Raw genomic sequence first — 26,661 nt, 5'->3', positions numbered from 1 at the left:
TTTATGCTTCAGTTTCCTCAGGAAGATCTTCATCTATTCCATTGTCAACAGCCATTTTTCTCGGTTGCAGGCGATTACTCATCAGTTCGCTGTATTCACTTCTGTTCTTGAAAACATTGATTGCAGTGAAAATAGCTTCTGTAAAACTCTGTTCATCAGCAATATTTTTCCCCGCAATATCATAAGCGACTCCATGATCCGGAGATGTTCTGATAAAAGGAAGTCCTGCCGTATAATTTACTCCTTCTTCATAAGCCAGTGTTTTGAACGGTGCCAGCCCCTGGTCATGATACATTGCTAAAACCGCATCAAAGTTTTTATACTTACCTGGCTGGAAGAAACTGTCTGCCGGGAAGGGCCCAAATGTCAGGATCCCGTTATCAGAAAGTTCTTTGATTGCCGGTGCAATGATTTCGATTTCTTCTGTTCCGATCACACCGCCGTCACCTGCATGAGGGTTTAATCCCAAAACAGCAATCTTAGGTTTCTGAACACAAAAATCTTCTATAAGCGTTTGGTTCAGGACTCGGATCTGCTTCTTGATCTTTTCCTTGGAAATATTTTCCGCAATTTTAGCGATAGGAATATGATGGGTAGAAACCGCAACTTTCAGATCTTCAGTTACCAGGAACATCAGTCCCTTCTTGCTGAATTTTTCTTCAAAATACCCGGTGTGCCCGGCATGTTTAAAGCCCATTTTTACCATTTCATCCTTATTGATAGGAGCTGTTACAAGAACATCAATGTCTCCTTTCATCAAAGCTTCCGTAGCAGCTTCTAAAGAATCAATAGCCATTTTGGTAGATTCCTCAGTAGGAACTCCCAATTCTACGTTGACGTTTTCCTTGGTCAGGTTAACCATATTAAGCTTTCCTGCCTGAGCCTGCGAAGCTTCATTAACGTAGTTGAAATTAAGATTCAGCTTGAAAATATTTTTCTGATAAGTGAACAATTTCCCCGAACCAAAAATTACAGGAGTGAAAAAATCCGTAATGGTTTTGTCTTTCAGAGACTTCATAATGATCTCCGGGCCGATGCCGTTGAAATCACCGATTGAAATTCCTACTCGTACTTTATGGTTTTTTGGGCTCATTTTGATTATCTTTGAAGATTATAATTTACAAATTTAGCAAAAAATAATATGTTCACAGGAATTATTGAAGCAGTTGGTGTTATTGAGAAAATTGAAGAAAAAGGAAGCAACATAGATTTCACCCTGACATGCCCTTTTACAAACGAGCTTAAAATCGATCAAAGTCTTGCTCATAACGGTTGCTGCCTTACTGTAGTAGAAATCAAAGACAATCAATATGTGGTGACGGCCATCAACGAAACCCTTGAAAAAACCAACCTTGGAAAATGGGAGTTGGGAACCGTTGTAAATCTTGAACGCTGCATGAAAATGGACGGAAGATTGGATGGTCATATCGTTCAGGGACATGTTGATAAAACAGGAGAGGTTGTTGGGATTGAAAATAAGGATGGAAGTTATTTCATCACGATGAAATATGACAACGATGGAAGTTTTGTGACCGTTCCTCAGGGTTCAATCACTGTAAACGGGATCAGTCTTACTGTAGCAAAAAGTGAGGACGCACAGTTTTCTGTAGCGATCATTCCTTACACATGGGAATTTACCAATATGAAAAATTTAAAAATTGGTGATAAAGTTAACCTGGAATTTGATATTATTGGTAAGTATATTGCTAGGTTAATTAAAAAGTAAGATGTCAATTAATAAATATAAAGGATATAGCTTAAGGAACCGGGTATTTTTCGGTTTCTTACTGGTATGTTTTTTAAGTGTTGTAGCTACATCACTTGTTCCTTACTTTGTATTGAGAAATCACTCTCTGCAGCAGAGTAATATCGATATGCAGGATAAGACCAATGCCGTGATGCGGTATCTGGATTATGCGGTGAGTCAGAAAGTTATAGAGACAAAAGACCTTCCGGCAGTTTTAGGGAACAAGATTTTCGAGATAGGAGATATTAATCAACATGAAATTTTTCTTTATGATCTGAAAGGGCATTATCTGCTGTCTAATAAAGATGAGGCTTTGGTTGAGCAGAAAACTATTCCTATGGAGATCATTAATAAAGTGCTTTCAACAGATGCCAGGGTAGATATGACAAGGTATGATGCTGCCAAAGATGCAAAGCTTACCTCTTCTTATCTCTTGCTGAAAAATAATGAGCTTGAACCTATCGCGATTGTTTATATTCCTTTATATCACAACGAATCTGCTTATCTGGATGTCCTTCATCAGTATGTAAAATACATTCTTCTGGTCGATATATTTCTTATTCTTTTCAGTATCTGGATCAGCTGGGTGACCTCCAACAGTCTTGCAAAAACCATTACCAAGTTTTCTGATATGATTACCCGTATTACATTGTTTGAAAATGAAATGCGCCCTATCAGGTACTATAAAAATGATGAGCTTAATGCTTTGGCAAGAGCTTACAACAGAATGATTCTTCAGATTCAGGACCAAAAGGAAAGACTTCGTTTTAAAGCTTCCGAAGAGGCTTGGAGGGAAATGGCCAAACAGGTGGCTCATGAGGTGAAGAATCCGCTTACCCCAATGAAGCTGACGATTCAGAACTTTGAGAGAAAATTTGATCCTGAAGATCCGAATATTAAAGAAAAAGTAAAACTGATGAGCAAAACGATGGTGGATCAGATCGATCTGATTGCTACCGTTGCCTCTGCTTTCTCAGAATTTGCAAAACTTCCGGAAAAAAATAATGAGGTGATCAACCTCAATACGGAAGTAGAAGATATTCTCCGTGTGTTCAATGACGACAGCATTTTTATGCATGCCAACAAGAGCAATATCATGATCAATATGGATAGAATTTACCTGTCCAGGATTATTACCAATCTTGTTACCAATGCCAAGCAGGCAGAAAGTGATGAGAGAAAACTGATTATTAATGTTGATGTGGAACAATATCAGAGAAGAGTGATCATTTCTGTTCAGGACAACGGAATCGGGATTCCTGAAAATATGTATGAGAGAATCTTTGAACCGAATTTTACCTCCAAAAACAGCGGGATGGGGCTCGGTTTGTCTATGGTAAGAAAAATGATAGAAGATTATAAAGGAGAGATTTCTGTGAAATCTGAAGTAGGGAAGGGGTCTACATTTATCATCACATTACCTACCAATTTATAGTGAAGCCTTTTAAGTTTAAACAATTTGAAATTCAACAGTCCAGAGACGTCTTCCGTGTAGGGACGGACGGGGTTCTGCTTGGGGCATTAGCGGATGTTGGATTGGCATCCAGTGTTTTGGAAGTGGGAACCGGAACCGGGTTGATCTCATTAATGCTGGCACAAAGAAATTCGCAGGCTGATTTTTTAGGATTAGACATTAATGAAGCTGCGGTTGCACTTACAAAGCTCAATTTTGAAAATGCTCCTTTTCATGTAAGGTTGAAAAATATTCACCAGGATTTTAAAACGTTTGAGGCGAAAGAAAAGTTTGATCTGATTGTCTCCAATCCGCCCTATTTTGAAGAATCAGGATCAGAAAAGGATAAGATAGCCCGGCAGACGGTAGAATTGAATTTTACCCAGCTAATAGGTAAATCTGCCCAGATTTTATCTGAAGACGGTCTACTTTCTGTAATTATTCCGGTTGAGGCCGGCGAGATCTTTATTGCAATCGCTAAAGAATATCATCTTTTTCTCACCAAGAGAATCAATATTAAAGGCATCGAAAACTCTAAAATAAAAAGACTGGTGCTGGAGTTTTCTCCAACGGAAAAAAATCTTCTGGAATCTGAGTTTATTATAGAAAAAAGTCCGAGAATATACTCGGACCAATATCTTGAACTCACAAAAGAGTTTCATGTCTTTAAATAGAGAAGTTAGAAATTAGACTTTAGAAGTTGGTAATTTCTGACTTTTCCATCATTTTAATTCTTATTCGAATAATTCTGCTGTATCCAGTACGGATACTTTTCCATCTTCACATCTGATAGCTTCACCAGGGAAGTTTTGGATCATGTGGTAATCGTGAGTTGCCATTACTACAGCTGCGCCATTTTCAAGGGCTACCTGCTTCAATAAGGTCATAATTTCATTAGAAGTTTCCGGGTCAAGGTTTCCTGTAGGTTCGTCTGCAAGGATCAGATCCGGGTGGTTCAGAAGGGCTCTTGCGATGGCAATACGCTGTTGCTCTCCTCCGGAAAGTTCGTGCGGCATTTTGTGCTTTTTGCTCTTCATGTTCACGCTTCCCAAAACCTCATTGATACGGTCTTCTATTTTTGCTTTATCGTTCCATCCTGTTGCTTCAAGAACGAATTTCAGATTCTTTTCAACGGTTCTGTCGGACAATAACTGGAAGTCCTGGAATACAATTCCTAGTTTTCTTCTCAGGTTAGGAATATCAGAAGGTTTTAGCTTTGCCAGATCAAACCCTACCACGGCTCCGTGTCCTGATGCTAAAGGGATGTGTCCGTAAAGCGTTTTCAGAAGGGAGCTTTTTCCGGAACCTGTTTTTCCGATAAGGTAGCAGAATCTACCTTTTTTAATGTTAAGGTTTACATCAGAAAGAACAGTAAAGTTTTTTTGTGCAATTTTTGCATGTTGTAAACTTATAATATTGTCTCCGGAGATATTGGTATGTGGCATAATTTAATTTTAAAGGCTATTTTCTAACAAAAAATTTTTAAACTTTAAAAATAGAAAAAAGAAGTCTATCTGACTCTAATTTTAATAAATTTTAACAACAAAAAATGCCTGAAAAGAAACTTCTCAAGCATGTTTTGTATATGATAATAAAAAGATTATCTCTTAGCGCGTGCAGCACTTACAGTTAAACTCTTTCTGCCTTTAGCTCTTCTCGCAGCCAAAACTCTTCTTCCATTTGGCGTAGACATTCTTTCTCTGAAACCGTGTTTGTTTCTTCTTTTTCTTTCTGATGGCTGGAATGTTCTTTTACTCATTACTATATGTTTAAATCGTAATTAATCTATTAATTTTCAGGTTGCAAAGATATATAAAATTTTATAAGTTACAAACTTTAATTATCTTTTTTTAAAATTTAAATATGATGTTTTTGTATCAGGTATTTAAAAACCCCGATGGAGAAACCAATTTCCCGCTGCAAAAATAATATTTAAATGATTTATATAAAAGCTCTATCTTTGAAAACTTAAATTTTAACGAAAATAAACACCAGATGTTTACACCAGCAGAACTTTTAGAAATCAATACATTACTTAGCCCTGAAAACAAAATAGTTATCCTTACCCATTACAATCCGGATGGTGATGCTATTGGTTCCAGCCTGGGATTGAAACATTATCTGAAGGCAAAAGGAATTCATGCTGAGGTAATTGTACCCAATGATTTTCCGAAGTTTCTGAAATGGATGCCGGAATCTAAAAAAGTGATTATTGCAGAATATAAAAGAAAGCTGGCTTCAGATATGATTGCCGGAGCAGATGTTATTTTCTGCCTGGATTTTAATTCTCCGTCAAGAATAGGATTATTAGGAGATTGGCTGGTGAAAGCACAGGGTAAGAAAATTCTTATCGACCATCATCAGCAGCCGGAGCAATTTGATTTCGTATATTCTGATACCGTAATTCCGGCTACATCACAGATGATCTATCATTTTATTGAAGCAATGAATGATGAAAAACTTGTGAATCTGGATATGGCAGAATGTCTTTATACAGGGATTATGACCGATACCGGAGGTTTTCGTTTTCGTTCCACAAGTGCAGCGACTCACAGAATCATTGCTAACCTGATCGAAAAAGGAGCAGATCCTGCGATGATCACCTCCAATACTTGGGATACCAATACTGTTTCCCGACTGCATCTACTGGCTTTAGTCCTGGGAAGAATAGAGGTAGTGAATGACAATCAGGTAGCTATTTTGAGCCTCACGAGAAATGAATTGAAAGAATTTGGTTTCCAGAAAGGTGATACGGAAGGATTTGTAAACTATGGATTAAGCATTGCCGGAGTGAAAATGTCTGCATTTTTTATGGAGGATCTGTATGAAGACTTTGTGAAGATCTCGTTCCGAAGTAAAGATGATGTGGATGTGAATCAGTTCTCCAGAAAATACTTCAACGGAGGCGGGCATATTAATGCTGCAGGTGGGAAATCCAATGACTCTTTAGCAGGAACTATTGAAAATTTTAAAGCAAGATTGATCGAAGAGAATTTATAGGAATACTAAAGATGCTGATTGGTGTAAAAGAGGGCTAAAATTGAACCGTAAATTTATTCTAACTCTTTGACGTATTGAGATTCCAGTTTTTACTGTATCCTTTTTCTTCCAGCTCTATGCACGTATACTCGTACACCTGCCGGAACATTTCGTCCATATATTTTTTGTTAAAAAGACTGTATCTCGTCATCTTCGGAGGATCTAAAAAGATATTGCAGTGCTTTACCTTTGAATATACCGATTTGGCAATAGCTAAGTGAAGGATCCGGTCGAATTCTTTCAGCAGACTCATTTTTTTCAATTCATCATAGCTGATCGAGTTGACATGGGAGGCAATCAGAAAATCGCATTTGTCAATAATAGGTTCTATAGGAAGGTTATCCAGAACACCACCGTCTACATATATTTTGTCTCCAATTCTTACCGGGGGAAGAATGAAAGGAACACTGGATGACGCCAGCAAAGGCCCGAAAAGTTCTCCTTCGGAAAAGAAATCGACAATGCCGTGGGTCATTTCCGTGGCAGCTACATAAACCGGGATATTGAGTATATTGAAATTGTCTTCCGGAAAATAATCTTTGAAAAGTTTTAAAATAAAATTGGAGCTGAAAATCCCGTTTTTTGATAGTTTTAAAGCAGATCGGGAGAAAAAAGAAGTTTGACGTACAATTTCCATCATTTCATCCGGACTCTTTCCAAAAGAATAAAAAGCCCCGATAATAGAGCCTGCGCTGGTTCCTGAGATAATATGAGGCTTCAGATTGTATTCTTCCAAAGCTTTCAGAACAGCAATATGGGCAATCCCACGCATTCCTCCGCCTGAAAGTGTAAGCCCGATAACCGGATTTTTCTTTTTTTTGAACGAGAACAGACCCATTGCAGCAATTATTACCTACTAATATACAGGATTTTTTATAAATGTAGATTAAGGTTCATCACACTCAGAATCGGTCTTTAGAAACAGCGAATAGAATTCTTTGTTCATTTTTTCGTCAATATTGACCCTGCTGATTTTATCGTTGGAACAGTTCCCCCATCCAAAAGTGATCAGATCAATCGTTGCATAATCTTTTCTGTCCGGTGAATTCAAACGGTTATTGAACTCAGCAGCTTTTCCTTCCGGATCTGCATTTTTTTTATTCATTTGTTCCCTGAGTTTTCTCCATTCCTCCATCATCTGTTCATCAGTGGAATTTAAGGCTTTTGCGAAGTTCTGGCATGTGCTGCTTTTCAAAAGGATGGCGGGATCAGAGTAGGCTTCTATTCGGATCTTTTCCATTTCATATCGTTGTACAAGAGCTTCGTATTGTACTTTTTTTACATTTTGCCAATAGGGTGTATTAACGACTTTAAGATTTTGAAACAGCTTTTTTTTCTCCGCAAAATCCTTATCAAGTTTTGCCAGGATCTGGTCTTTATCACGTCTTACTTCCTCAAGGTCCCGAAGGTTAAATACAGAAGGAGTATCGAGTAAAGAATGACTCAGTTCGAACCAGAGTTTATAGGTTCCTTCAATTTCTTCTCTGGAGTATTTGCTGCTATCGAAATGCCCTTTATTGTCGCAGAGTTCAGTCACAAAGTTGAATATTTCTTCTTTAGGTGGAGTTGCACTTAAAGTATCATTCTTAGCTGTTACAGTATCGGCAGTTGTGGCAACCTTAGAAGAAGGTTGGGTTTCTTTTTTGCAGCTTAGCAATGCAAGAAGCAGCATGGAGGTTATAGCGATTCTCATAGATCTTAAAATACCAGTTTTTTAGGGAGGTGATGCAAAAGTTCGGTGTTGATGATTTCGGCGCAGATCCCTGGTTTTTCCCAATGACCATTGTGTCCGCAATCCAGGATGTAGGATTTTATATTCGTTCTGTCAGGAAGATTTTTAATCATGATGTCTGTTTTTACGGCATTGTCGTGTTTTCCTGCCAGGACCAGGATCTTGGCTTCCAGATTTTGCATGATATGTTTTTTGTCCGTTCGTTCCACCATTCCTTTTACACAGGCCAGAGCACCCATGTTGTTGGTGGAGAGAGCGGTTTCCAAAGCGGTTTCAATTTTTCCTTCCAAAACATCTCTTTCGTTGGGGTTGAACAGATTGGGAACGCCCGCTCTTGCATAATGGGCAAATGCGTCTTTAATGATTCTGTAGCTTTTGATACGTTGCTGCTTCTTTTCTTCATCATCAGCAAAATAGGTGGAGAAGAATAACGTCAGACTTTTTAGAGACTCGGGATATTTTTCAGCAAAAGCTAAGGAGGTGTATCCACCCATAGAATGTCCCAGCAAATGAATTTTCTCTACATGCTGATGATCCAAAACTTTTTTTACTTCTTCAGCCATCAGCTCCATAGTGTGTATATCACCTAGGATTTCAGATTGTCCGTGGCCGGGAAGGTCTATTTTTAATAATGAAAAATCTTTAGAAAGATGAGGTTCCATATCGCTCCATATTGATAAGTTTTCCATAAAACCGTGGAGGAGTACCAGGGTTTCTTTTCCATTTCCTTTTCTTTCAAAGTTCAGCATGATTTCAAAATTATAGAGGTTAAAATAAACAGCAAATGATCTGCTGTTGCTCAATTACATCCTCAAATGTAAACAAAAAAGAGCATTTTAAAAATGCCCTTTGTCTTTATTGGATTAATTCTTTGTATACCTTCGTTTCCCAAGGCTTTATATCTGTTACTCCATATCGTTCTTTTTTTGCAATAGCCAGATTATCCAGCATATCTACAAAATTTTTGTAGTTGGCTTCATCAGTAGGTTTGATAATGACTGTGAAAAATTCCGGTTTTGGAGCATTTTTATAAGCTTCAGAAATGATTTTTGAAATCTTTATACCACTGAAATCAGTTTCTTTAAGATTTGAAGTATTTAAATCTGTCGCATTGCTTTGATGGTAAAAAACACGATTGTCTTTCCCCAGGATAAATGTGACCTGGTTTTTTTGATTCACTACAACAGGTCCGGTGGGTGGAGTTCCTTTTGCGGGAAGTCCCAGATCCATTACATTAGGTTTTGTAAAATTGGTGGTGAACATAAAGAAAGTGATCAACAGGAATCCCAGGTCTACCATAGGGGTCATGTCTACTCTGATTAATTTTTTCTTTTGCTTGCCGCCTTGCTTTTCTTGTGCAATTACTTCTGCCATGATTTTAGTTTTTAAATGTTAAACGGTATTTGATGAAAACTTTAAAATCCGATCGTGATTTTGAGAAGTTATACAAAGTTTATGCCTGTAATTGTTAAAACTTTAATATTTTCGGATTTTTGTTGAGTGTTTACATTTAAATATTGTTAAAATCAAGGTGTTTGGATTGTTGTGTTGATAGACGGTTATTTACTCACCAATATTTTTTCTGATACCATAATTTCTTCTTTGTTTTTTACCTGTACCACATACATTCCATCGGTGAATCCGGAGGTGTCGATTCTTACTTTTTCTTCGTGATACTTCTGAGAGAAGAGTTTTCTTCCGGCCATATCGGTAATACTGATCGTGGATTCTTTCGGAAGATGATCCAGATAGAAGAAATCCTTTGCAGGATTGGGGTACACTTTAGGTTTGGTTTTTTGCTGGCTTTCCGATACATTCAATTGTTCCGGCGCTAATTTTACCACCCATGCATCTAATAAGCCATGATTGTCTGTCACATCTCCTGTTGTAGAGCGGGTACTTCCCGCAACGACACAGCTATAATCTTCTGTGATCATCATCGAAGTAAGATTATCCGAATCAGCTCCTCCTAAAGTCTTTTGCCATTTCAGATTTCCTAAATAATCCAATCTTGCGATCCAATAGTCCTGTCCTCCATGATTTCCTGTTACATCTCCATTGGTAGAAGTAGTGGAGCCCCCTACAATGAAATCCCAGTTATTGGTCTGTCGGATTACTTGTGCAACGTCATATCCGCTTCCTCCAAAGTACTTATCCCATTGTACTGTTCCATTGCTGCTTAGTTTTATAATCCGATAGTCATAGTTGGGAATAGGAGATTCTCCAATGGCTGGAGAGGCTCCGGCTACGATAAAGCCATTTTCATAGGATTGTTGGATAGAGTTGCAATAATCATTGCCGCTTCCGCCCAGGGATTTTTGCCATAGTAGAGAACCATCGTAACTGAGTCTTACAATCCAATAATCAACACCACCATGGTTTCCGGTGACGTCTCCATCTGTAGAACTCGATGTACCCCCGATAATGTATCCGCCGTCATATGTCTGCTGAATTGAGTTTGCAATGTCGCCATCACTTCCACCCAGTGATTTCTGCCACTGAATATTTCCTCCGGCATCCAGCTTAACAATCCAATAGTCACTATTGCCATGGTTTCCAATAACATCTCCATCTGTAGAAGTGGAAGAGCCTGCTACAATATATCCGAAATCACTCGTTTGCTGAATTGATCGGGGCGTTTCACTGCCACTTCCACCCAGCGATTTCTGCCACTCCATATTTCCATTAGAATCCAGTTTGATAATCCAATAATCTCCTTGTCCATGATTTCCGGTAACATCTCCGTCTGAAGATACGGAGGAGGCTGCAATAATATATCCGCCATCAGTAGTTGTGTGAACAGCTTGACCCTGGTCATGTCCACTTCCACCAAACGATTTTTGCCATTGAATGTTACCACTGGAATCCAGTTTTACAACCCAGCAATCATTATTCCCATGATGTTCGGTAACATCTCCGTTGACATAATTAGAAACTCCTGTCATAATATATCCTCCGTCAGGAGTTTGCTGAATAGAAGAGGCAGTCTCGTTATCTGTACCTCCTAACGCTTTTTGCCACTGGATAGAAGGAGCAGTCTGAGCAGATAATATTGAATAAATGAAGAATAAAAATGTAAAGGTTATGTGTCTCATATGTATTTGAAATGGTGTTAGTTATTCAAATATAACTAATTTTATGGGCTGACAGGTTTTTTATCATTGATTTTAATTTTAAGGAATAAAAAAACTCACACCAAGCAGTGTGAGTTTCAAATGATATGTAAAAAAATTATTTACTCTTTTTATAGTAGTTAACACCACATTCAAGGAATTTTTTGAAATCCTCTTTTGGCATATATCCTGAAACAGGAGTGTTGATCACTTTACCTTCAGGAGTTATTAAAACATAGTGAGGCTGTGAGTTGTTATTAAAGTTTACCTGCTGGAACAAGCTCCATCGGTCACCGATTGTTTTTACCTTTTTGATCTGTCCGTCTCCAAGGTCAATCTTAGTTTTCTGATCCTCAGGAAGCTCTTCTTTGTCGTCCACATATAGAGAAGCTAATATAACGTCGTTTTGAAGAATTGGCAAAATATCCGGCTCGCTCCATACAAACTCTTCCATTTTTCTACAGTTTTCACATCCATATCCTGTAAAGTCGATCAGGATAGGTTTGTTTTCCTTTTTAGCAATTTCTATAGCTTTGAAGAAGTCGTGTTCCGGGTGCATTCCCAGAATTCCATCTTTTTCATCATGGAAATAACTTACGTTCAACGGAGGCAGAATTCCGCTTAACAGATGAAGTTTCGGACGGTCAGAAGGAATTAATCCCTGCACCAGATAGATTACAAAACCAATTCCCAGAACACCTAATACTTTTCTTGTTATTGAAATTTTAGGTTTTTTATCATCATGTGGGAATCTGATCAATCCTAACAGATATAATGCCAGTCCCAGAGCAATGATGATCCATATTGCGATGAAAAGTTCTCTTTTTAAGAAGAATGTCTTCGATACAAGATCTGCTTTTGATAAGAATTTTAAAGCTAAAGCAAGCTCTACAAAACCTAATACGACCTTTACCGTATTCATCCATCCTCCGGATTTCGGAAGACTCTGTAATGCCTGCGGGAATAAAGCCAATAGTCCGAAAATGATTGCCCAAGCCAGTCCGAATCCTGCCAATGCAAATGTTAACAGCATAGGAACGTTGGATGAACCTGTTACCGCACTTCCTAATAAACTTCCTAAAATAGGTCCTGTACAAGAGAATGAAACAATAACCAGGGTCAATGCCATAAAGAAAATACCAATGATTCCTCCTGCTTCTTCTGCTTTTGAAGATTTGTTGGCAATAGAACTTGGCAATGTAATATCATAGTACCCGAAGAAACTTCCGGCAAAGAAAATAAAGATGATAAAGAAGGCAATATTCAGCCATACGCTTGTTGAAATCTCATTGAAAATATTCCCTGCAATCCCGTCGATAATGTGGAAAGGAATACTTAGTAAAACAAAGATCAACAGAATGAAGAACCCGTAAATAAGAGCATCTCTTTTCCCTTTTGCTTTGTTTTTGCTTCCTTTGGTAAAGAATGAAACCGTTAATGGAATCATTGGGAATACACAAGGAGTCAGCAGGGCAATTAAACCACCGATGAAGCCCAGGAATAAATACGTCCAATAATTTTCATCCACTTTGGTGGACGCTGTACCACAGTCTGTTAAAGGTTTTTTGAAATCTATAGTTTCAATTTTCAGTTGCTTTGGATCTAGTTTTGATCCTTCTGCAATGGTAATTTCTTGTTTTGTTGGGTTTTCAGTAACTGTTTCAGCTGTTTTTGCAGAATCTTTTGTCGCTTCAGTTTTTTCCTCTGTTGTTGCTTCTTCAGTAGCTCCTTTCGGGGTAACTTTTTGGTTGAATTCTAAAGTATTTGGAGCCAGACAAACTCTGTCGTCACAAGTCTGATAAGTGATTTCAGAGGTAACCTCAGCAGGTTTTGTCGGATCTTTTAATTTAAATTTCTGCTTAAATCCTGCGGTGTTGGAATAATATACAATCGTTCCGCCGAAGGCTTCAGAAAACTCTTCATGTTTTTTACCGACTTCGGTAAACTTTCCGATCAGTTCAATATTCTTTCCTGTCACTTTATATTCAGTAGGAATTCCGGTATCTTCCGGAAGGTCTTTTGAATAAATATGCCAGCCACTTTCCATCGTTGCATTCAAAACCGCTTCATACTGGTTGTTGCCAAGATCGTTGATGGTGAATTTAAACTTTACAGGATTTTTGATCTGTGCGTTAATTCCTGTTGCTAAAAATAGTAGAATTAATAAAAACCAATTTCTAAATTTCATTGTTCGTTTCATTAAAAATTTTGAGACTCCATTTCGTCTTCTCATTCTTTGAATATCTTCTGTCTTGTCTGAAAGGGATGATTCCAAGTACAGAATCATCGCTGTCGGTCAGTATCCAGATTTTTTGCCTCGCTAAAATAGATAATTTTTCGTCCCTAAAAAACTTAGAAACTTTCTTTTTCCCCGAAAATCCTGCCGGGTAAAATTCATCACCCTCCTTTTGCTTTCTTAAGCGCAATGGAAACTGAAGTTTTTCAGCATCAAAATCCCAGTCGAAACTTTTATTGATTCCATCAATGCTTTCAATATCATCTACGAGATTGATGCTGATTAGGTTTTCAGAAAAATCAAAATGATCGATCAGTATAATTTCATTTTCGACCTCCTTACCTTTACTATTGTCAATGAAAATTAATTCATCACGGTTAACGATCAACTGAAAGTCTTTCGAAAAAAAAGAACTGTTGTTTTCTGCTTTAAAAATTTTGGGAATTTCCTCTTCCCGGTTGAATCCGTATTTTTTTAAAATTTCAAACTTGACGAAATCACTTTCCTGATTCAGCTTTTCCTTTGATAGGATTTTATGCTCTTGGTTAAATACCGTAAGTTTATTTTCTATCTCCAGAATCTGTTTCTGAACAAAATCTTTAGTCTGCTTCAGGTAAGAAGAACTCTTTTTGAAGTTTTCCAGAAAATGATCGTTGGTCTCCATTAATGCCGGAACAATCTCATTCCTGATTTTATTCCTTAAATAATCACTTTTTTTATTCGAAAGATCTTCCCGGAATTCAATATGGTGTTGCTCGGCAAACTGATAAATTTCTTCTTTTGAAAAACTGAGCATGGGCCTGAGAATAGAATTATCATTGGCCGGAATTCCACTCAGTCCATTGATGCCGGCAGCCTTGGAAAGATTGATGATGAAAGTTTCCAGCTGGTCATTCAGATGATGTGCCGTAACGAGAAATTCCAGGTTTTCTGTTTCCTGAATTTCTTTAAAGAAACGATAGCGGAGCTCTCTTGCCCAAAGCTGGATAGAATTTTCCGGTTTATTATCCTTTTCAGATACCTGATACAAATGGAATTTTATATGATTTTTCTCACAAAAATCCTGTACCACTTTTTGGTCAAGATCAGAATCGTTGCCACGAAGTTTATAATTGATATGAGCCACCTGAAATTCATATCCGGAATTGCCCTGTCTATTTCTTAAATCCCGGAATAATGAGGCCAGAACCATAGAGTCTGCCCCACCGCTTACCGCCAAAAGATAAGTGCATTTTTCAGGCTGCTGAACGAGATTTTCTAACTGGTAGCTAAAGCTTGATTTTTTCAACATATACGTTGAGAATTTCTTTTATGCAAAGATAACTTATATAATTCAATTGAATTTTCCTAACTTTGATTGGTCTAAAAAAGATTATTTATGAAGATTTTAAAAATTGTAGCAGTTTCTGCAATGGCACTGGGGATGACATCTTGTGTGAGCAAGAAGCAATATGATGCCTTGAGTACCAATTATAAGCAGTGTATTGAAAATATTGGAGAAAGACAAAGAGAAATTCAGGATCTGAAATCTCAAAACTCTGCATTATCAAGCGAAAACAACCTGTTGAAAAGTCAGCATGATGCTTTAAAATCATCTCTTGATGCATGTCTTTCCAATACAGGGAAAAGTTCTGCTAACATTGATAAACTGGTAGGTGAGATCAACGCTTCCAATTCATATATCAAGCAGCTGATTTCAAGCAATGCTAAAAATGACAGTTTGAATCTTGCATTGTCTAACAAGCTGAAGAGATCTTTGGATAATGTATCTGATCAGGATGTACAGGTAAAAGTATTAAAAGGAGTGGTAATGATCTCCCTTTCAGATAAAATGTTATACAAAACAGGAGATTACAACATCTTGCCAGCTGCTCAGGAAGTGCTGGGTAAAGTAGCGAAAGTAATCAATGATTATGATAAATACTCAGTATTGATCGAAGGTAATACAGATAACGCTCCGTTGAATTCTCCTAATCTTCCAAGAGACAACTGGGACCTTTCTGCTTTAAGAGGTACTTCTGTAGCTAAAGTTCTTCAGACTCAGTTTGGAGTAGATCCTGCAAGAATTACAGCAGGTGGACGTTCCGAATACAACCCGAAAGCTACGAACATGAGCGTTTCAGGAAGATCTGAAAACAGAAGAACAGAAATCATCATTATGCCTAAGCTGGATGAGTTTATGAAGTTGATGGACATTGCTCCGAAAAAATAATTACTCAACAGTAAATAAAAGTATACAAGATCCCGAAAAAAAATCGGGATCTTTTTTTGTGAAATGAATTGATATTCCCAACATGTAACTTTTAAAGAAATAGCACTACCTATTCAATGTAAATCCTAGAGAGCTATAGAGTTGCAGGATTGAGGTTTATCCTCATTTATTAGTAGGCAATCAGAATGTTTACCCAAAAACAATAATCATTATGAAAAAAATAATTCTATCGGTAAGCTTATTAAGCTTCTTTTTATCCGGAAAAGCTTTTGCACAAACGGAGACATCCGGAAGAGAAAAAATATATAAAGCGGCCCATACAAAACGGACTGAACTGAAACACACCAAGCTGAAAGTAAATTTTGATTATCAGAAAGAACAGATGAACGGGGAAGAATGGCTTACGGCATCTCCTTATTTTTACCCTTCAGATTCATTGGTGCTGAATGCAAAAGGAATGCTGATCCATGAAGTAGCGATAGATAAAGGTGAAAGCCGAGTTCCGCTGAAATATAATTACAACAATAATATTCTTACCGTCAATCTTGATAAAACATATACCCGGAATCAGGATTATACGGTTTATATAAAATATACAGCCAGACCCAACGTAGTAGAGCAGGAGGGGAGCCCGGCAAAAGGCCTGTATTTTATTAATCCACAGGGCACAGATAAAGATCATCCATCTCAGATCTGGACAGATGGAGAATCCGAATATTCTTCAGCCTGGTTTCCTACCATAGACAAACCGAACCAGAAAACTACCCAGGAAATTTATATGACTGTTCCTGACAAGTATATTACCCTTTCCAACGGTGTTTTGAAAGAATCAAGAAAAGAATCCGGAGATATGCGGACAGATCATTGGGTAATGGATAAAAGACATTCGGTATATCTTTTTTTTATGGGAGTAGGGGAATATGCAGTTGTGAAAGATCAGTGGAAAAATATTCCGATAGATTATTATATGGAAAAGGAATATGAGCCTTATGCCAGACAGATCTACGGAAATACTCCTGAAATGATGGAGTTTTTCTCTAAAAAATTAAACTACGATTATCCGTGGGCAAAATATTCCCAGATTTCCGGTAGAGATTATACCAGTGTCGCTATGGAAAATACGACTGCTACCCTTCATAGCACAGAAGTGCTGCAGAAACCCGGTCAGTTGATCGATGAAAACAAATGGGAAGAATATATTGCCCATGAATTATTCCATCATTGGTTTGGGGACCTTGTGACTACAGAGAGCTGGAGTAATCTTACCCTCAATGAATCTTTCGCCAATTATTCCGAATACCTCTGGAACGAATATAAATATGGAAAGGATCAGGGAGATTATCATTTAATGGCCAATGTGAACCGGTATCTCAACAGTCCTTCGGATTTTAATAAAGATCTTGTAAGATTCAGCTATGACTCTCCGGAAGATGTTTTTGATGTGGTATCTTACCAAAAAGGAGGCGGAATTCTTCACATGTTGAGAAATTATTTAGGAGATGAAGCCTTTTTTGCAGGAATGAGTGATTTCCTGAAAACCTATGAATATAAAAATGCCGAAGCACAACAACTAAGATTGTCGTTTGAAAAAGTTTCAGGGAAAGATCTGAATTGGTTCTTCAACCAATGGTATTACGGAAGCGGCAATCCTAAATTAAATTATTCATACACTTTCGAACCTGTAAAGAAACAGGTAGAGGTCGTGATTAATCAGTCTCAGGAAAAACCATTTGAATTTCCTTTGGCCATTGATGTATATGACAATGGAAAACCGACGCGGTATAATGTATGGGTAAATGCCCAGGCAAAGAATACGTTCAGCTTTAATGCTTCAAAAAATCCTGATCTTGTTAATATCAATGCAGATGGGATATTGCTTTCTGAAATTACAGAAAAAAAATCGGCAGAGCAGAATCTGATGCAGTTTACCCAATCTAAAGAATTTTTAAGCCGTTATAAAGCATTAACCGGAATCAAAGATAACCTGCAGGATCCTGCATCGGTCAGATTACTGAATGCAGCCTTAAAAGATCCTTTCTTCAGAATCCGTATAAAAGCTTTGGATTTAATGGATCTTACTAAAACAGACCAGGCAAAAGTTTTGATTTCCGATGTGGAAAAACTGGCTGTCAGCGATCCGAAAACTTTGGTGCAGGCAGCGGCTGTTACAGCTTTGTCAAAGACAAAAAACAAAAAATATCTTCCTTTATTTGAAAAAGGAACCAATGCGGTTTCCAATTCCGTAAGAATCAATTCTCTGAAAGCAATTATAGATTTAGATCCTTCCAAAGCGGATAAGCTGATCGATAAGATTGACCTTGCAGGCGTCTCCCAGAGCCAGCTTATTAAAATGCTTCCTACCGTTGTTAAGAATAAGGTGACTTCGCAAATGCAGTATCTTGCTCCTATTGTGGCATTCTATCCATTAGTTAAACTTCAGAATCCGGCTTTGGGAAAACCTGCAGAGGATGGGTTTAACTGGATCATGACTTCTGACAATCTCATTGCCACAGAAAATATTGTCAGAGTTCTCACTCAATCGAAAGGAGGACTTGTGAAAGATCCGGAAACCAAAATGATGTTTACCCAGATGCTGAAAGAAGGACTTGCCAAAAAAACTGAGCTTCTGAAACAAAACCCACAAAAAGCAAAAAGTATTGATAAGCAAATTGCTGTTCTGAATAAAATAATAGAAGCTTTTAAGTGATAAGATACTTTTGGCGCTGGAAGATATAGAGCTTGCTTTATTGATTTCTTATCAGGTAATCTGTCCGGGAAGAATTTTCTTCCCGTGGGCATGAACTCTTTTTGAGGCAGGCTGTTCAAAATAAAAATTAGTGATGTTCCAGACGATCATAATGGCTGAGAAGTAATAAAGATTGAGAACGATAGCAATCCCTAAATGCATGGAAACAGTAAAGAAAAGCCATGCTTTCTGAGTTGGTTTGTACCAGATAAAGAACGGATAACACATCTCGACGAGAATGGTACTCCAGCCGATTATTATTAAAAGATAATGGTGTTCCGCAAGCCAGCTGAAATCAATATTCAGATCTCTGTTAGAATAAGGAAGGTGAATGGCTTTCCAGATCGATTCGCCGTTCCACCAGTTGAAGCCAAGAGCTTTATCTAAACCTGAGAAAAAATAAGCGATAGAAATATGAAGCTGGAATAATCTTTTGACAGGAGTTATATTAATATCTTTTGGTTTTTTACGGAATATGACATTTTTTAGAGAAAAACTATTGTCACAAGGAAAGAGTATCAGGTAAAACAAAGACATGCTAGTAAAGAAATCAGCTCCATAGGCAAAAAAGGAACTTCCTTTTAATAAGGCAATTTGGAGTAAAAGTAATAAGAAAGCCGAGATTCTGGAGTAAAACCCTATGATGATAAAAATACATAGCGTAATAAATAGGACTTTGAAGGCAATAACCGTTGTGGATTCTTGAATACCAAAGGAATATAAAAAGTTGATTATTTTCGGGAAGGTAATCAGCCAGTCAGGAGTGAAGACATTCATAATATCCTGAGGAATAATGCTGCTGCTTGAAAACAGAGTGTCGAAATCTGCAATTACAGCCATAAACTGCAGCAGGATGATAATTCCTATCGACAGTCTGAAGAAGCTCAGAAACTCAGTCTGATGATCTTGTTTGAAAAAGAAATTTTCAATTTTGCTGTAGATCAAATTTAGATTTTTCATCGGTTTAATGTTTGAATTCATCAATAAGAATAAAATTTTCAGTCATTTTTCCCTTTTTGAAATCTGCAATAGTAGGGTAGTCATACAAATAAAGCTTTGTGGTAACATTTGTAGCTTTAGGATTTTCCTTCATTACATTTTCAGAGATCTGTTGAATAATGAGGTCCAGGTATTTGTAATACTTTTTATCATATCTGTTCTGATCAGAAATTTTATCAAGAAACATATTGAAAACAGTGGTGTATCTTACTCTGCTTTCTTTGCTTTTGAAGGATGGCAGCATTTTTTCTTCCAGAATATTCCCTTTCTCGTCTTTTAGTTCAAAGCTCATGACAAAGTCGCTGGCAACATTCGGTGCATAAAAACCATAGCCGGTATCAAAACCTGTATATGAGGTAAACATACTGATGGGTAATGATTGGGTGATATTTTCACAGGCGGTATATGCCAAAGGTTTCTGATAGGTTTTGTTTTCATAATAAAAACCATAGTAGCCATCGAAAGTCCCTTTTAAGCCTATAATGAAGACAAGGATCAATAATGTGAAAATTCCGGATAATTGAAGTTTTCTTTTCATGGCAGCAATTTTTAAAAAAAAGACTGTTCCAAAATATTCTTCCGAATAAAAAATCAGAATCTGAAAACATTCCTTAGAATTGTTTAATGACCTATGTTTTTGTTTTCTGGAACAGTCTTTTTAATGTTATTTGTAATTCACCAATACACTGTTGAGCCTTACATTTATTTTAGGATCAATCGTCATATTGTTTTTCACAGATTTTATGATCACATTGGTGAGATTCTTTCTTCCCATCGTTGGCGGGCAGATCGTATATTCTTCAGCACCTCTTACAGTCAGTCTGTTTAAAGAGGCTATATCCTTTTGACTCAATAAAGCGGCATTCGTAGCAAACTGATTGTTTTGAATAGAGTAGTAATCAGTTCCCAGTTCTTTAGCTCCGTATTTTTTTAGGATCACATCTACTTTGGTTCTTAAGTCTCCATATTTTTTCCAGTCGATGTTTGCTTTGAGCAGGCATCCCCGGATGATATACTGTCGATTGATTTTGTATACGATAAAATTGGTTCCTAATCTGGCTTGATGAAGGTTTTGAAGCTGTACCAGAGTTTTCATGTCTTCATCTGAAATTTTTTTTACGTCTTTAATGATGTAATTGTTGTCTACGATGTAGTTGCCTTTCTCTTTATAAAAAGACATTTCCTGAGGTTTCAGTTGGGAAAAAATAATCACTAATCCCACGATTGTACCGATTAAAAATAAGGTTTTTGTTTTCATGTGGTTGTTTTTAGAATATCCCTACTCTATTTTAGGCTTTTCGGGTTCCTCCTCGATATGAGTATTTCATGGTTATAAAACTTATATCAAAGGTAGAAGCATGATAGTATTTACCAGTAAGTGTTTTTCCTGTTTTTGTGTAGGGATTTTAGCTTTTAAACTGAAACCATTAAGCGTAAAAACTGTGGGATTAATACAAAATCCAATCTGTTTTGGTAAAATAGAGCCGTTTATTTTTCCCGAGGGTAGAGGAAAGGTGATTCGGATGTTTTGCCTTACACAGTTTTGAAGTACAGGATTGTTACTCAAGAAATTTTGTGATATACATTTGTTAGATCATGCTCAAAAGCTGTAGTATAACAATTGAATATAGATCGATTATGCTAAATTTTATAAATGCCAAGAATTAGAAATTCAAATATTTTATATTAGGGGGCTAAGAGTATGTTGGCTTTGTAGTTTATGTGTACGCTTCATAAAAATCAATGAAATTGATTCCATCTTTGCTCCCTCGAAATACTACAGCATTAAAATAAAAACTTTGCGTTTAAAACCCTTCTCCACAACGATTGATTCCAATTGCAAAGAACAGAAAATCTTCTCTATTCACATTAACCCGACTTTTGCAACTGATTCCATTTGCTTAAAGAAACAAAGAAATTGATTGTACTTAAAAAAATGATACTGGTTTTATTGCTGAATTGAAAAAGGAATCTATTGGAAAATATAGAATTCTTTTGAAAAGATATAAAAAAATAAATCCCGAAGGAGTACGGGATTTATTTAGTAATCAAATTAATTCTTCTTTTTTCAAGAGCGAAATAATTCGTCGCAAAAATGAATTGGATATTTCTGTCTTAGTTTTTTTTGCAGAAGAATCTGTTCTGCCTTTCGGCATAACATTCTTTTGATTCCCATGGTTAGTTTGTGTCTCTCCTGCAATCATGTTATTTCTCTTAGTGTTTTTACCCCTTTGTTCTCTATGCAAAGCTATTATTTATACTATAGCAAAAACATCCGTGTTTTCCCGGTATTTTATATGGGGTTTTCCCCGGGATAATAACAGAACTTAGGTGTTGCAATGGAAGGAATAAGGTTGATGTTTAAGGATTTTATTTCAATTCGGATAGTGTTTTTGTTTGTAACTTGTATTCAATCAGTTGTTTATTTGGGTAAATAATGCTATATTTAAATCCCTTTAAAGGGATATTTGATAGAGTGGTCCGAAAATCTTCAAGAGTAGGAAATTAAAACCAAACCAAAATCATTATGAAAAATTCAAAAAAACTTTCAAGAGCACAGATGAAAAGCGTGCAGGGAGCTGTCAATGGGTGTAATCCACAAATAATTTGTCAGAAAAGTTCTGATTGCTGTCCGGGATGGGCATGTCCTGGGAAAAGGCAGTATTGCATCGCGATTTAATGATTTTTCTGTAGCACAACAGATCTATCAGAGAAAAGAGGGATTAATTTCTCTCTTTTTTTGTTAAACAGGATGAATAGAACCGTAGGATTCGGAAAAGAAACTTTAAAATTCCGTAAATTTGTTTAAAATAAAATGGTATGAGTTTTTTTGAAGAAAAGAATCCTGAAATGGATAGATATTTGGAAGCACACGCTTCTTCGGAAGCTGAAATTCTGAAAAAGCTGAGAAGAGAGACTTATCAAAAAACAACGCAGCCGCATATGATCTCGGGATACCAGCAGGGAAGGTTGCTTACAATCATTTCCCAGATGCTGAAACCGAAGAATGTTCTTGAGATAGGAACTTTTACCGGATATGCTACTTTATGTCTTGCATCAGGCTTGAGCAAAGATGGAAAAATTACAACCCTGGATGTGAATGAAGATCTGGCTTATCTGCCGAAAAAATATTTTGAAACCAGTGAATATGCAGATCAGATTGATTTCAGACTTCAGGATGCCAAAGAATTTTTAAAAGAAACCGATGAGGTTTATGACCTGATCTTTGTGGATGCCGATAAAGAAAACTATGCAGAATATTTCAGACTGATAAAGCCGCATACTCAATCAGGATCTGTGGTTTTGTTTGACAACGTTTTGTGGTATGGAAAAGTATTGGAAGAAGATCCTAAGCAGAAATCCACTCAGTCTATCAAAGAATTAAACGATTTAGCAGCAAAAGACGAAGATTTTGAAAATCTTATTTTACCTTTGCGGGATGGGGTCAACTTTCTTCGCAGAAAGTAATTAAAATATTCAAAGATCAAAACATTTAAAGAGGGTACAAACTGTATTTTTTTATCTTTAAATTATTCAATCTTTAAATTCAAAGTTAATGAATAAAGGAATTTGTATTGTTACAGTAGCACCAGTCCGTGCAGAGGGATCTGACAGGGCAGAGATTGTTACCGAGATATTGTTTGGAGAAAGCGCAGATATTTTGGAAGTGAATAAAAACTGGACCAAAATAAAAATGCATTATGATGGCTATGAAGGATGGATGGATACCAAACAGCTAAAGCCTGTAACAGACGAGGAGCTTGCTGGCAGAAAAACAACGGTGGTAACTGAAGATTTCTCTTCTGTACTGACGAATGACGGAAAAATGTTACTGTCAATGGGATCCGAGGTGGAATTTCCCGTAGTGGCATCAAGAAGAAGTCATGACGTGAGGGAAAGTATTGCTCTGACGGCCAAAGAATTCCTTAATATTCCTTACCTGTGGGGTGGGAAAAGTTTTTTTGCAGTAGATTGTTCCGGTTTTACCCAACTGGTCTATAAAGTTCATGGGATCAAAATTCCTAGAGATGCTTCACAGCAGGCAGAAGTGGGAGAAGCTCTTACTTTTGTGGAAGAAACACAGCCGGGAGATCTGGCTTTCTTTGAAAATGCTGAAGGGAAGATCATCCACGTAGGAATCATGCTGGATAATCAGAGAATCATCCATGCCTCAGGAAAAGTGAGAATCGATACCCTGGATTCTACAGGGATTTTCAATAAAGAAATGAATAAGCATACCCATAAACTGAGAGTGCTTAGAAGTGTTGTTTAGAACAAGATACTATGAAAACTTCCGGAATACTCTTCATTGTAAACGTTCTTTTGCTTATCGTGATCTGGGTTTTTACGGGGGTGAAGTATGCCGGGTTGCCAGATATTATTCCTACCCATTTCGATTTTCAGGGTAATGTGGACGGAGAATCCGGAAAAGGAACGATCTGGGCCCTTCCGTGTATTGCGACATTTGTTTTTTTTATTTTATGGAGCGCCTCCAGAAACCCCAACTCACCTCTTGTAAATGTACCTAAAAACTTTCGGAATAAGGAAACACTGGGATTGTTTATGTTTTCTTTACAACTTCCTGTAATGATTTTATTTCTGGATATTATTGTTGAAAGTATTCGCGTTGCAGAAGGAAAACAAACGGAGCTCAGCAATGCCATTTTCTTCATTCTGGGATTGCTTTTTGCAGTGCTGGGAGTAGGGATGGTAAAAACTATCCAGGAAGGAAATAAAGAAAACTCTGATCACTAAATCAAACCAAAATTGAACCTGCTTTACAACATATTTATAAGCCTCCTTACTTTCGGTATGAAAGTATTTTCTTTATTTAATGCCAAAACTAAAAAAGGCGTTGAGGGAAGAAAAGAATCTTTGCATAAAGTTCAGACTTCATTTTCGAAAACGGATAAAGTCATCTGGATGCATGCCGCAAGCTTAGGGGAGTATGAACAGGGACTTCCTGTATTGGAAAAACTCAAAGAAAGTCTGCCGGATCATAAAATCTTGGTTACCTTTTTTTCTCCCTCCGGCTATGAAAATGTTATTAAAAAGAAACATATTGCAGATGTGATCTGTTATCTTCCATTTGATAAAAAAGCTGTAATAAAGGAGTTTATATCGCAATTTGATACTCAACTATTTTTTACGGTGAAGTATGATTATTGGTATAATCTGTTGGCTGAGCTGAAAACTCAAAATATAAAGATCTATGTGATCTCTGCGCTGTTCTATGAAAACCAATCTTTTTTCACATCATATGGGAAATGGTTTGTAAAACAGCTTCAGCAAAATGTAGATTGGTTCTTTCATCAGACGCAGGTTTCTTTTGCCCTGGCCAAAAGTATAGGCCTTACGCAGTCTTCTGTAACAGGAGATACAAGATTCGACAGGGTAAAACAACTTCGTGAACGGGATAACCATGTTGGTCATATTACAGATTTTATAGGAGATCATAAAACGGTAGTTTTTGGAAGTTCCTGGCAGGCAGAAGAGAAAATTGCGGCAATAACCTACAGAAAAAATCCTTCTCTGAAAATTATCATTGCACCTCACGATCTGAAAAGGGTATCGCATTTAAAAAATCTGTATCCCGATGCGCTATTGTATAGTGAAATAGAAACCAGTGAACTCTTGATTTCTGAATACCAGATTTTAATCATTGACAGTATAGGGCTGCTATCAAAACTTTATTCTTATGCAGATGTAGCTGTAGTAGGAGGAGGGTTTCATGATGCCGGTCTGCACAATATTTTAGAAGCGGCCACATTTGGTGTCCCTGTTGTTTTTGGAAATCGCTACAAAAAGAATCCCGAAGCAGACGGGCTGATTTCTTCTGATGGTGGAAAAGCCTTTGCAGACGAATATGCAGCTGCAGAATTTGTCCTGTTTCTTACCAACGGAGACAATACGGAAGAACTTGATTCCATGTCTCAGAATGCTCAGAAGTTCATCGATGAAAAACCTGATTCTACCGCAATGATTCTGAAGAAAATTTTATCTTAAGAATCCCTGATTTTTAATGTCCTTCATGATCTGATCAATGTTTTCCGGAATACGGTCACATTCAAGCCAATTGAAGTCAAGTCCGTTATTGATACAGAGCTTTTGAAGATAATGGTTCTCTGTGATTTTCTTTTCGGTGTCCCGTAAATATTCATCAATCTCCATCCAGTAGTCTTCATCCAGTTTTCGGATCAGGATTAAAGATTTGAATATTTTATTGATGATGTACAGATAGAGTTTGTAGACATTGTCAAATCGCTGCCTGCTCAGATCCGTATTATAATCTAAAATAGCATTAATGAGGAGAAGGTTGAGTGAGATCTCACCAAATTTATCCGTTGTTATTTTGACATGTTCCGTAATCTCAGCACTTATTTTTCGGATAATGGTCAGGAAATACTTAGCATTTCCTGTGTATTTTGAAGCCAGAAAAACCTTTTCTTTTACCTGTTCTTCCATGGCATCCCTTTTATCATCGGTAGTTTCCGGATCAATAAGTTCAAAGTAGAGCTTTTTAGACAGCAGTTTATCCTTTCTCAGCAGTCTGAAAATAAGTTTATCCTTCTCGGTTGCTGAAAAAGCGCTCAATGCCGCTTTAAATTCTTTTGAATACTCCATTAGTTGAAAATTTTCGAATATTTCAGGAATCCGTTCAATGCCCAGTTAGCCGTATAATACAACGAAGTGAAGGTAGAGAAGCCCATGAAATCTTTATACACAAGATACTGATCTTTGATGATGTTTTTTTTATTTCTGGAAACACTGTTCTCCCGCATTCTGTATTTAGCTAATGTTTTATTGATAGGCATGCCCTGCGGAATTACTTTTAAAAGATTCAGCCACATAACGTGGTCTTCCCGCTTACTTTTTACAGGAAATAAGAACTTTCCAACCCTTTTCGTATCATACATCGTTGAGACGGGAGCCAGTCGGCAGGTTTTCAATAGATTAGAAAAAGTGACCACTTTGTCTGCCAGAAAATCTTTCAATATAGGCTGAAGCTGCTCATTACATCTCGAATAATTACAATACACAAGTTCTGCATGGTGCTCCTGCATATAATCCGTCATGGTTTCGAGGTATTCCGGATACCAGAAGTCGTCAGAGTCGAGAAAAGCAATATATCTTCCCTGGGCCCTTTCAATGCTGTGATTTCTTGCATTTCCGGCACCACCGTTTTGCTCCAGGACATGTAGTTTTATTCTTGGGTCATTATACTTTCTGATGATTTCAACAGTATTGTCCTTAGAAAGGTCATCTGTGATCAACCACTCCCAGTTTTCATAGGTCTGGCTCAGAACAGATTGTATCGTTTCCTCTATAAATTCCGCTGAATTGTAACAAGGGGTGATGATGGAGACAAGATCTTTCATTTGTG

26 protein-coding genes are annotated in these 26,661 nt (G+C 37.2%); 11 read left to right on the top strand and 15 right to left on the bottom strand.

Translation table 11 applies throughout. From position 1 onward, the window contains the following. Window position 1 precedes the first annotated feature (1 nt). Complete coding sequence (gene pdxA, locus AC106K_RS20125) at window positions 2-1,093, bottom strand: 4-hydroxythreonine-4-phosphate dehydrogenase PdxA (protein WP_482447228.1); 1,092 nt, start codon at window positions 1,091-1,093, stop codon at window positions 2-4. A gap of 48 nt (window positions 1,094-1,141) precedes the next feature. Between pdxA and AC106K_RS20120 the strand changes: the two genes are divergently transcribed. Genes AC106K_RS20120 through AC106K_RS20110 form a run of 3 tightly spaced genes read left to right on the top strand, consistent with a single transcriptional unit; the run spans window position 1,142 to window position 3,874 of the window. Beyond that, window positions 1,142-1,726 (top strand): riboflavin synthase, encoded by a 585-nt coding sequence (locus AC106K_RS20120; RefSeq protein WP_047098785.1) that lies wholly within the window; start codon window positions 1,142-1,144, stop codon window positions 1,724-1,726. Between the two features lies 1 nt (window position 1,727). Next, window positions 1,728-3,182, top strand: coding sequence for an ATP-binding protein (locus AC106K_RS20115; RefSeq protein ID WP_482447227.1), 1,455 nt, complete (start codon window positions 1,728-1,730; stop codon window positions 3,180-3,182). Then, entirely contained in the window at window positions 3,182-3,874 is a 693-nt protein-coding gene (locus AC106K_RS20110) for a tRNA1(Val) (adenine(37)-N6)-methyltransferase (protein WP_482447226.1), read from the top strand. The genes AC106K_RS20115 and AC106K_RS20110 overlap by 1 nt, the downstream gene beginning before the upstream one ends. Before the next feature lie 60 nt (window positions 3,875-3,934). On the opposite strand, the gene AC106K_RS20105 is transcribed toward AC106K_RS20110, so the two are convergent. Both AC106K_RS20105 and rpmH read right to left on the bottom strand, forming a co-directional pair. Beyond that, complete coding sequence (locus tag AC106K_RS20105) at window positions 3,935-4,645, bottom strand: cell division ATP-binding protein FtsE (RefSeq protein WP_482447225.1); 711 nt, start codon at window positions 4,643-4,645, stop codon at window positions 3,935-3,937. 155 nt (window positions 4,646-4,800) lie between these two features. Beyond that, a complete protein-coding gene (rpmH, locus tag AC106K_RS20100) occupies window positions 4,801-4,959 on the bottom strand; it encodes a 50S ribosomal protein L34 (RefSeq protein WP_039365072.1) in 159 nt (52 codons plus the stop codon). A 236-nt stretch (window positions 4,960-5,195) separates the two neighbouring features. On the opposite strand from rpmH, the gene AC106K_RS20095 reads away from it, so the two are divergent. Then, window positions 5,196-6,200 carry a DHH family phosphoesterase gene (locus AC106K_RS20095; RefSeq protein WP_482447224.1) on the top strand — a complete coding sequence of 335 codons (1,005 nt, stop codon included), beginning with the start codon at window positions 5,196-5,198 and terminating at the stop codon, window positions 6,198-6,200. Window positions 6,201-6,258: 58 nt separating this feature from the next. Here the strand turns inward: AC106K_RS20095 and AC106K_RS20090 are convergent, their stop codons facing one another. The 7 genes from AC106K_RS20090 to tilS all read right to left on the bottom strand — a co-directional run bounded on the left by AC106K_RS20090 (window position 6,259) and on the right by tilS (window position 14,611). Beyond that, the gene (locus AC106K_RS20090) at window positions 6,259-7,077 is read right to left on the bottom strand and encodes a patatin-like phospholipase family protein (RefSeq protein WP_482447223.1); all 819 of its coding nucleotides are present in this window, start codon (window positions 7,075-7,077) and stop codon (window positions 6,259-6,261) included. 48 nt (window positions 7,078-7,125) lie between these two features. Beyond that, window positions 7,126-7,932, bottom strand: coding sequence for a hypothetical protein (locus tag AC106K_RS20085; protein WP_482447222.1), 807 nt, complete (start codon window positions 7,930-7,932; stop codon window positions 7,126-7,128). Window positions 7,933-7,937: 5 nt separating this feature from the next. Then, complete coding sequence (locus tag AC106K_RS20080; protein WP_482447221.1) at window positions 7,938-8,720, bottom strand: alpha/beta fold hydrolase; 783 nt, start codon at window positions 8,718-8,720, stop codon at window positions 7,938-7,940. Window positions 8,721-8,826: 106 nt separating this feature from the next. After that, a complete protein-coding gene (locus AC106K_RS20075; protein ID WP_482447220.1) occupies window positions 8,827-9,345 on the bottom strand; it encodes a biopolymer transporter ExbD in 519 nt (172 codons plus the stop codon). A 185-nt stretch (window positions 9,346-9,530) separates the two neighbouring features. Beyond that, on the bottom strand, window positions 9,531-11,066 hold the full coding sequence (locus tag AC106K_RS20070) for a T9SS type A sorting domain-containing protein (protein WP_482447219.1): 1,536 nt from the start codon (window positions 11,064-11,066) through the stop codon (window positions 9,531-9,533). A gap of 136 nt (window positions 11,067-11,202) precedes the next feature. Next, on the bottom strand, window positions 11,203-13,272 hold the full coding sequence (locus AC106K_RS20065) for a protein-disulfide reductase DsbD family protein (RefSeq protein ID WP_482447218.1): 2,070 nt from the start codon (window positions 13,270-13,272) through the stop codon (window positions 11,203-11,205). Further along, a complete protein-coding gene (tilS, locus tag AC106K_RS20060) occupies window positions 13,262-14,611 on the bottom strand; it encodes a tRNA lysidine(34) synthetase TilS (protein WP_482447217.1) in 1,350 nt (449 codons plus the stop codon). Before tilS ends, AC106K_RS20065 begins: the two co-directional genes overlap by 11 nt. A gap of 87 nt (window positions 14,612-14,698) precedes the next feature. Here tilS and AC106K_RS20055 point away from each other — a divergent pair, with 87 nt between their 5' ends. Both AC106K_RS20055 and AC106K_RS20050 read left to right on the top strand, forming a co-directional pair. Further along, entirely contained in the window at window positions 14,699-15,532 is an 834-nt protein-coding gene (locus AC106K_RS20055; protein ID WP_047098795.1) for an OmpA family protein, read from the top strand. Between the two features lie 211 nt (window positions 15,533-15,743). Next, entirely contained in the window at window positions 15,744-18,239 is a 2,496-nt protein-coding gene (locus AC106K_RS20050) for a M1 family metallopeptidase (protein WP_482447216.1), read from the top strand. A 51-nt stretch (window positions 18,240-18,290) separates the two neighbouring features. Here AC106K_RS20050 and AC106K_RS20045 read toward each other — a convergent pair whose 3' ends face one another. The 3 genes from AC106K_RS20045 to AC106K_RS20035 all read right to left on the bottom strand — a co-directional run bounded on the left by AC106K_RS20045 (window position 18,291) and on the right by AC106K_RS20035 (window position 20,535). After that, window positions 18,291-19,238: a hypothetical protein gene (locus AC106K_RS20045; protein WP_482447215.1), complete on the bottom strand. Its 948-nt coding sequence runs from the start codon at window positions 19,236-19,238 to the stop codon at window positions 18,291-18,293. 4 nt (window positions 19,239-19,242) lie between these two features. Beyond that, a complete protein-coding gene (locus AC106K_RS20040) occupies window positions 19,243-19,815 on the bottom strand; it encodes a hypothetical protein (protein WP_482447214.1) in 573 nt (190 codons plus the stop codon). Window positions 19,816-19,941: 126 nt separating this feature from the next. Beyond that, window positions 19,942-20,535 carry a hypothetical protein gene (locus AC106K_RS20035; protein WP_482447213.1) on the bottom strand — a complete coding sequence of 198 codons (594 nt, stop codon included), beginning with the start codon at window positions 20,533-20,535 and terminating at the stop codon, window positions 19,942-19,944. 1,269 nt (window positions 20,536-21,804) lie between these two features. On the opposite strand from AC106K_RS20035, the gene AC106K_RS20030 reads away from it, so the two are divergent. The 5 genes from AC106K_RS20030 to AC106K_RS20010 all read left to right on the top strand — a co-directional run bounded on the left by AC106K_RS20030 (window position 21,805) and on the right by AC106K_RS20010 (window position 25,283). Further along, window positions 21,805-21,957, top strand: a complete 153-nt coding sequence (locus tag AC106K_RS20030; protein WP_482447212.1) for a CCPGW family putative bacteriocin — start codon at window positions 21,805-21,807, stop codon at window positions 21,955-21,957. Between the two features lie 140 nt (window positions 21,958-22,097). Next, window positions 22,098-22,745, top strand: coding sequence for an O-methyltransferase (locus tag AC106K_RS20025; RefSeq protein WP_482447211.1), 648 nt, complete (start codon window positions 22,098-22,100; stop codon window positions 22,743-22,745). 88 nt (window positions 22,746-22,833) lie between these two features. Continuing rightward, window positions 22,834-23,550 carry a C40 family peptidase gene (locus AC106K_RS20020; protein WP_482447210.1) on the top strand — a complete coding sequence of 239 codons (717 nt, stop codon included), beginning with the start codon at window positions 22,834-22,836 and terminating at the stop codon, window positions 23,548-23,550. 11 nt (window positions 23,551-23,561) lie between these two features. Further along, window positions 23,562-24,032 (top strand): DUF1648 domain-containing protein, encoded by a 471-nt coding sequence (locus AC106K_RS20015; RefSeq protein WP_482447209.1) that lies wholly within the window; start codon window positions 23,562-23,564, stop codon window positions 24,030-24,032. A 12-nt stretch (window positions 24,033-24,044) separates the two neighbouring features. Continuing rightward, window positions 24,045-25,283 carry a 3-deoxy-D-manno-octulosonic acid transferase gene (locus AC106K_RS20010; protein ID WP_482447208.1) on the top strand — a complete coding sequence of 413 codons (1,239 nt, stop codon included), beginning with the start codon at window positions 24,045-24,047 and terminating at the stop codon, window positions 25,281-25,283. Here AC106K_RS20010 and AC106K_RS20005 read toward each other — a convergent pair. Continuing rightward, window positions 25,275-25,901, bottom strand: coding sequence for a deoxyuridine 5'-triphosphate nucleotidohydrolase (locus AC106K_RS20005; RefSeq protein WP_482447207.1), 627 nt, complete (start codon window positions 25,899-25,901; stop codon window positions 25,275-25,277). The genes AC106K_RS20010 and AC106K_RS20005 overlap by 9 nt on opposite strands. Next, window positions 25,901-26,656, bottom strand: coding sequence for a glycosyltransferase family 2 protein (locus AC106K_RS20000; protein ID WP_482447206.1), 756 nt, complete (start codon window positions 26,654-26,656; stop codon window positions 25,901-25,903). Before AC106K_RS20000 ends, AC106K_RS20005 begins: the two co-directional genes overlap by 1 nt. Between the last annotated feature and the right edge of the window lie 5 nt (window positions 26,657-26,661).

The sequence above is a fragment of the Chryseobacterium sp. FR048 genome (genome assembly GCF_056844665.1).
This window is presented reverse-complemented; position numbering and strand designations above follow the sequence as displayed.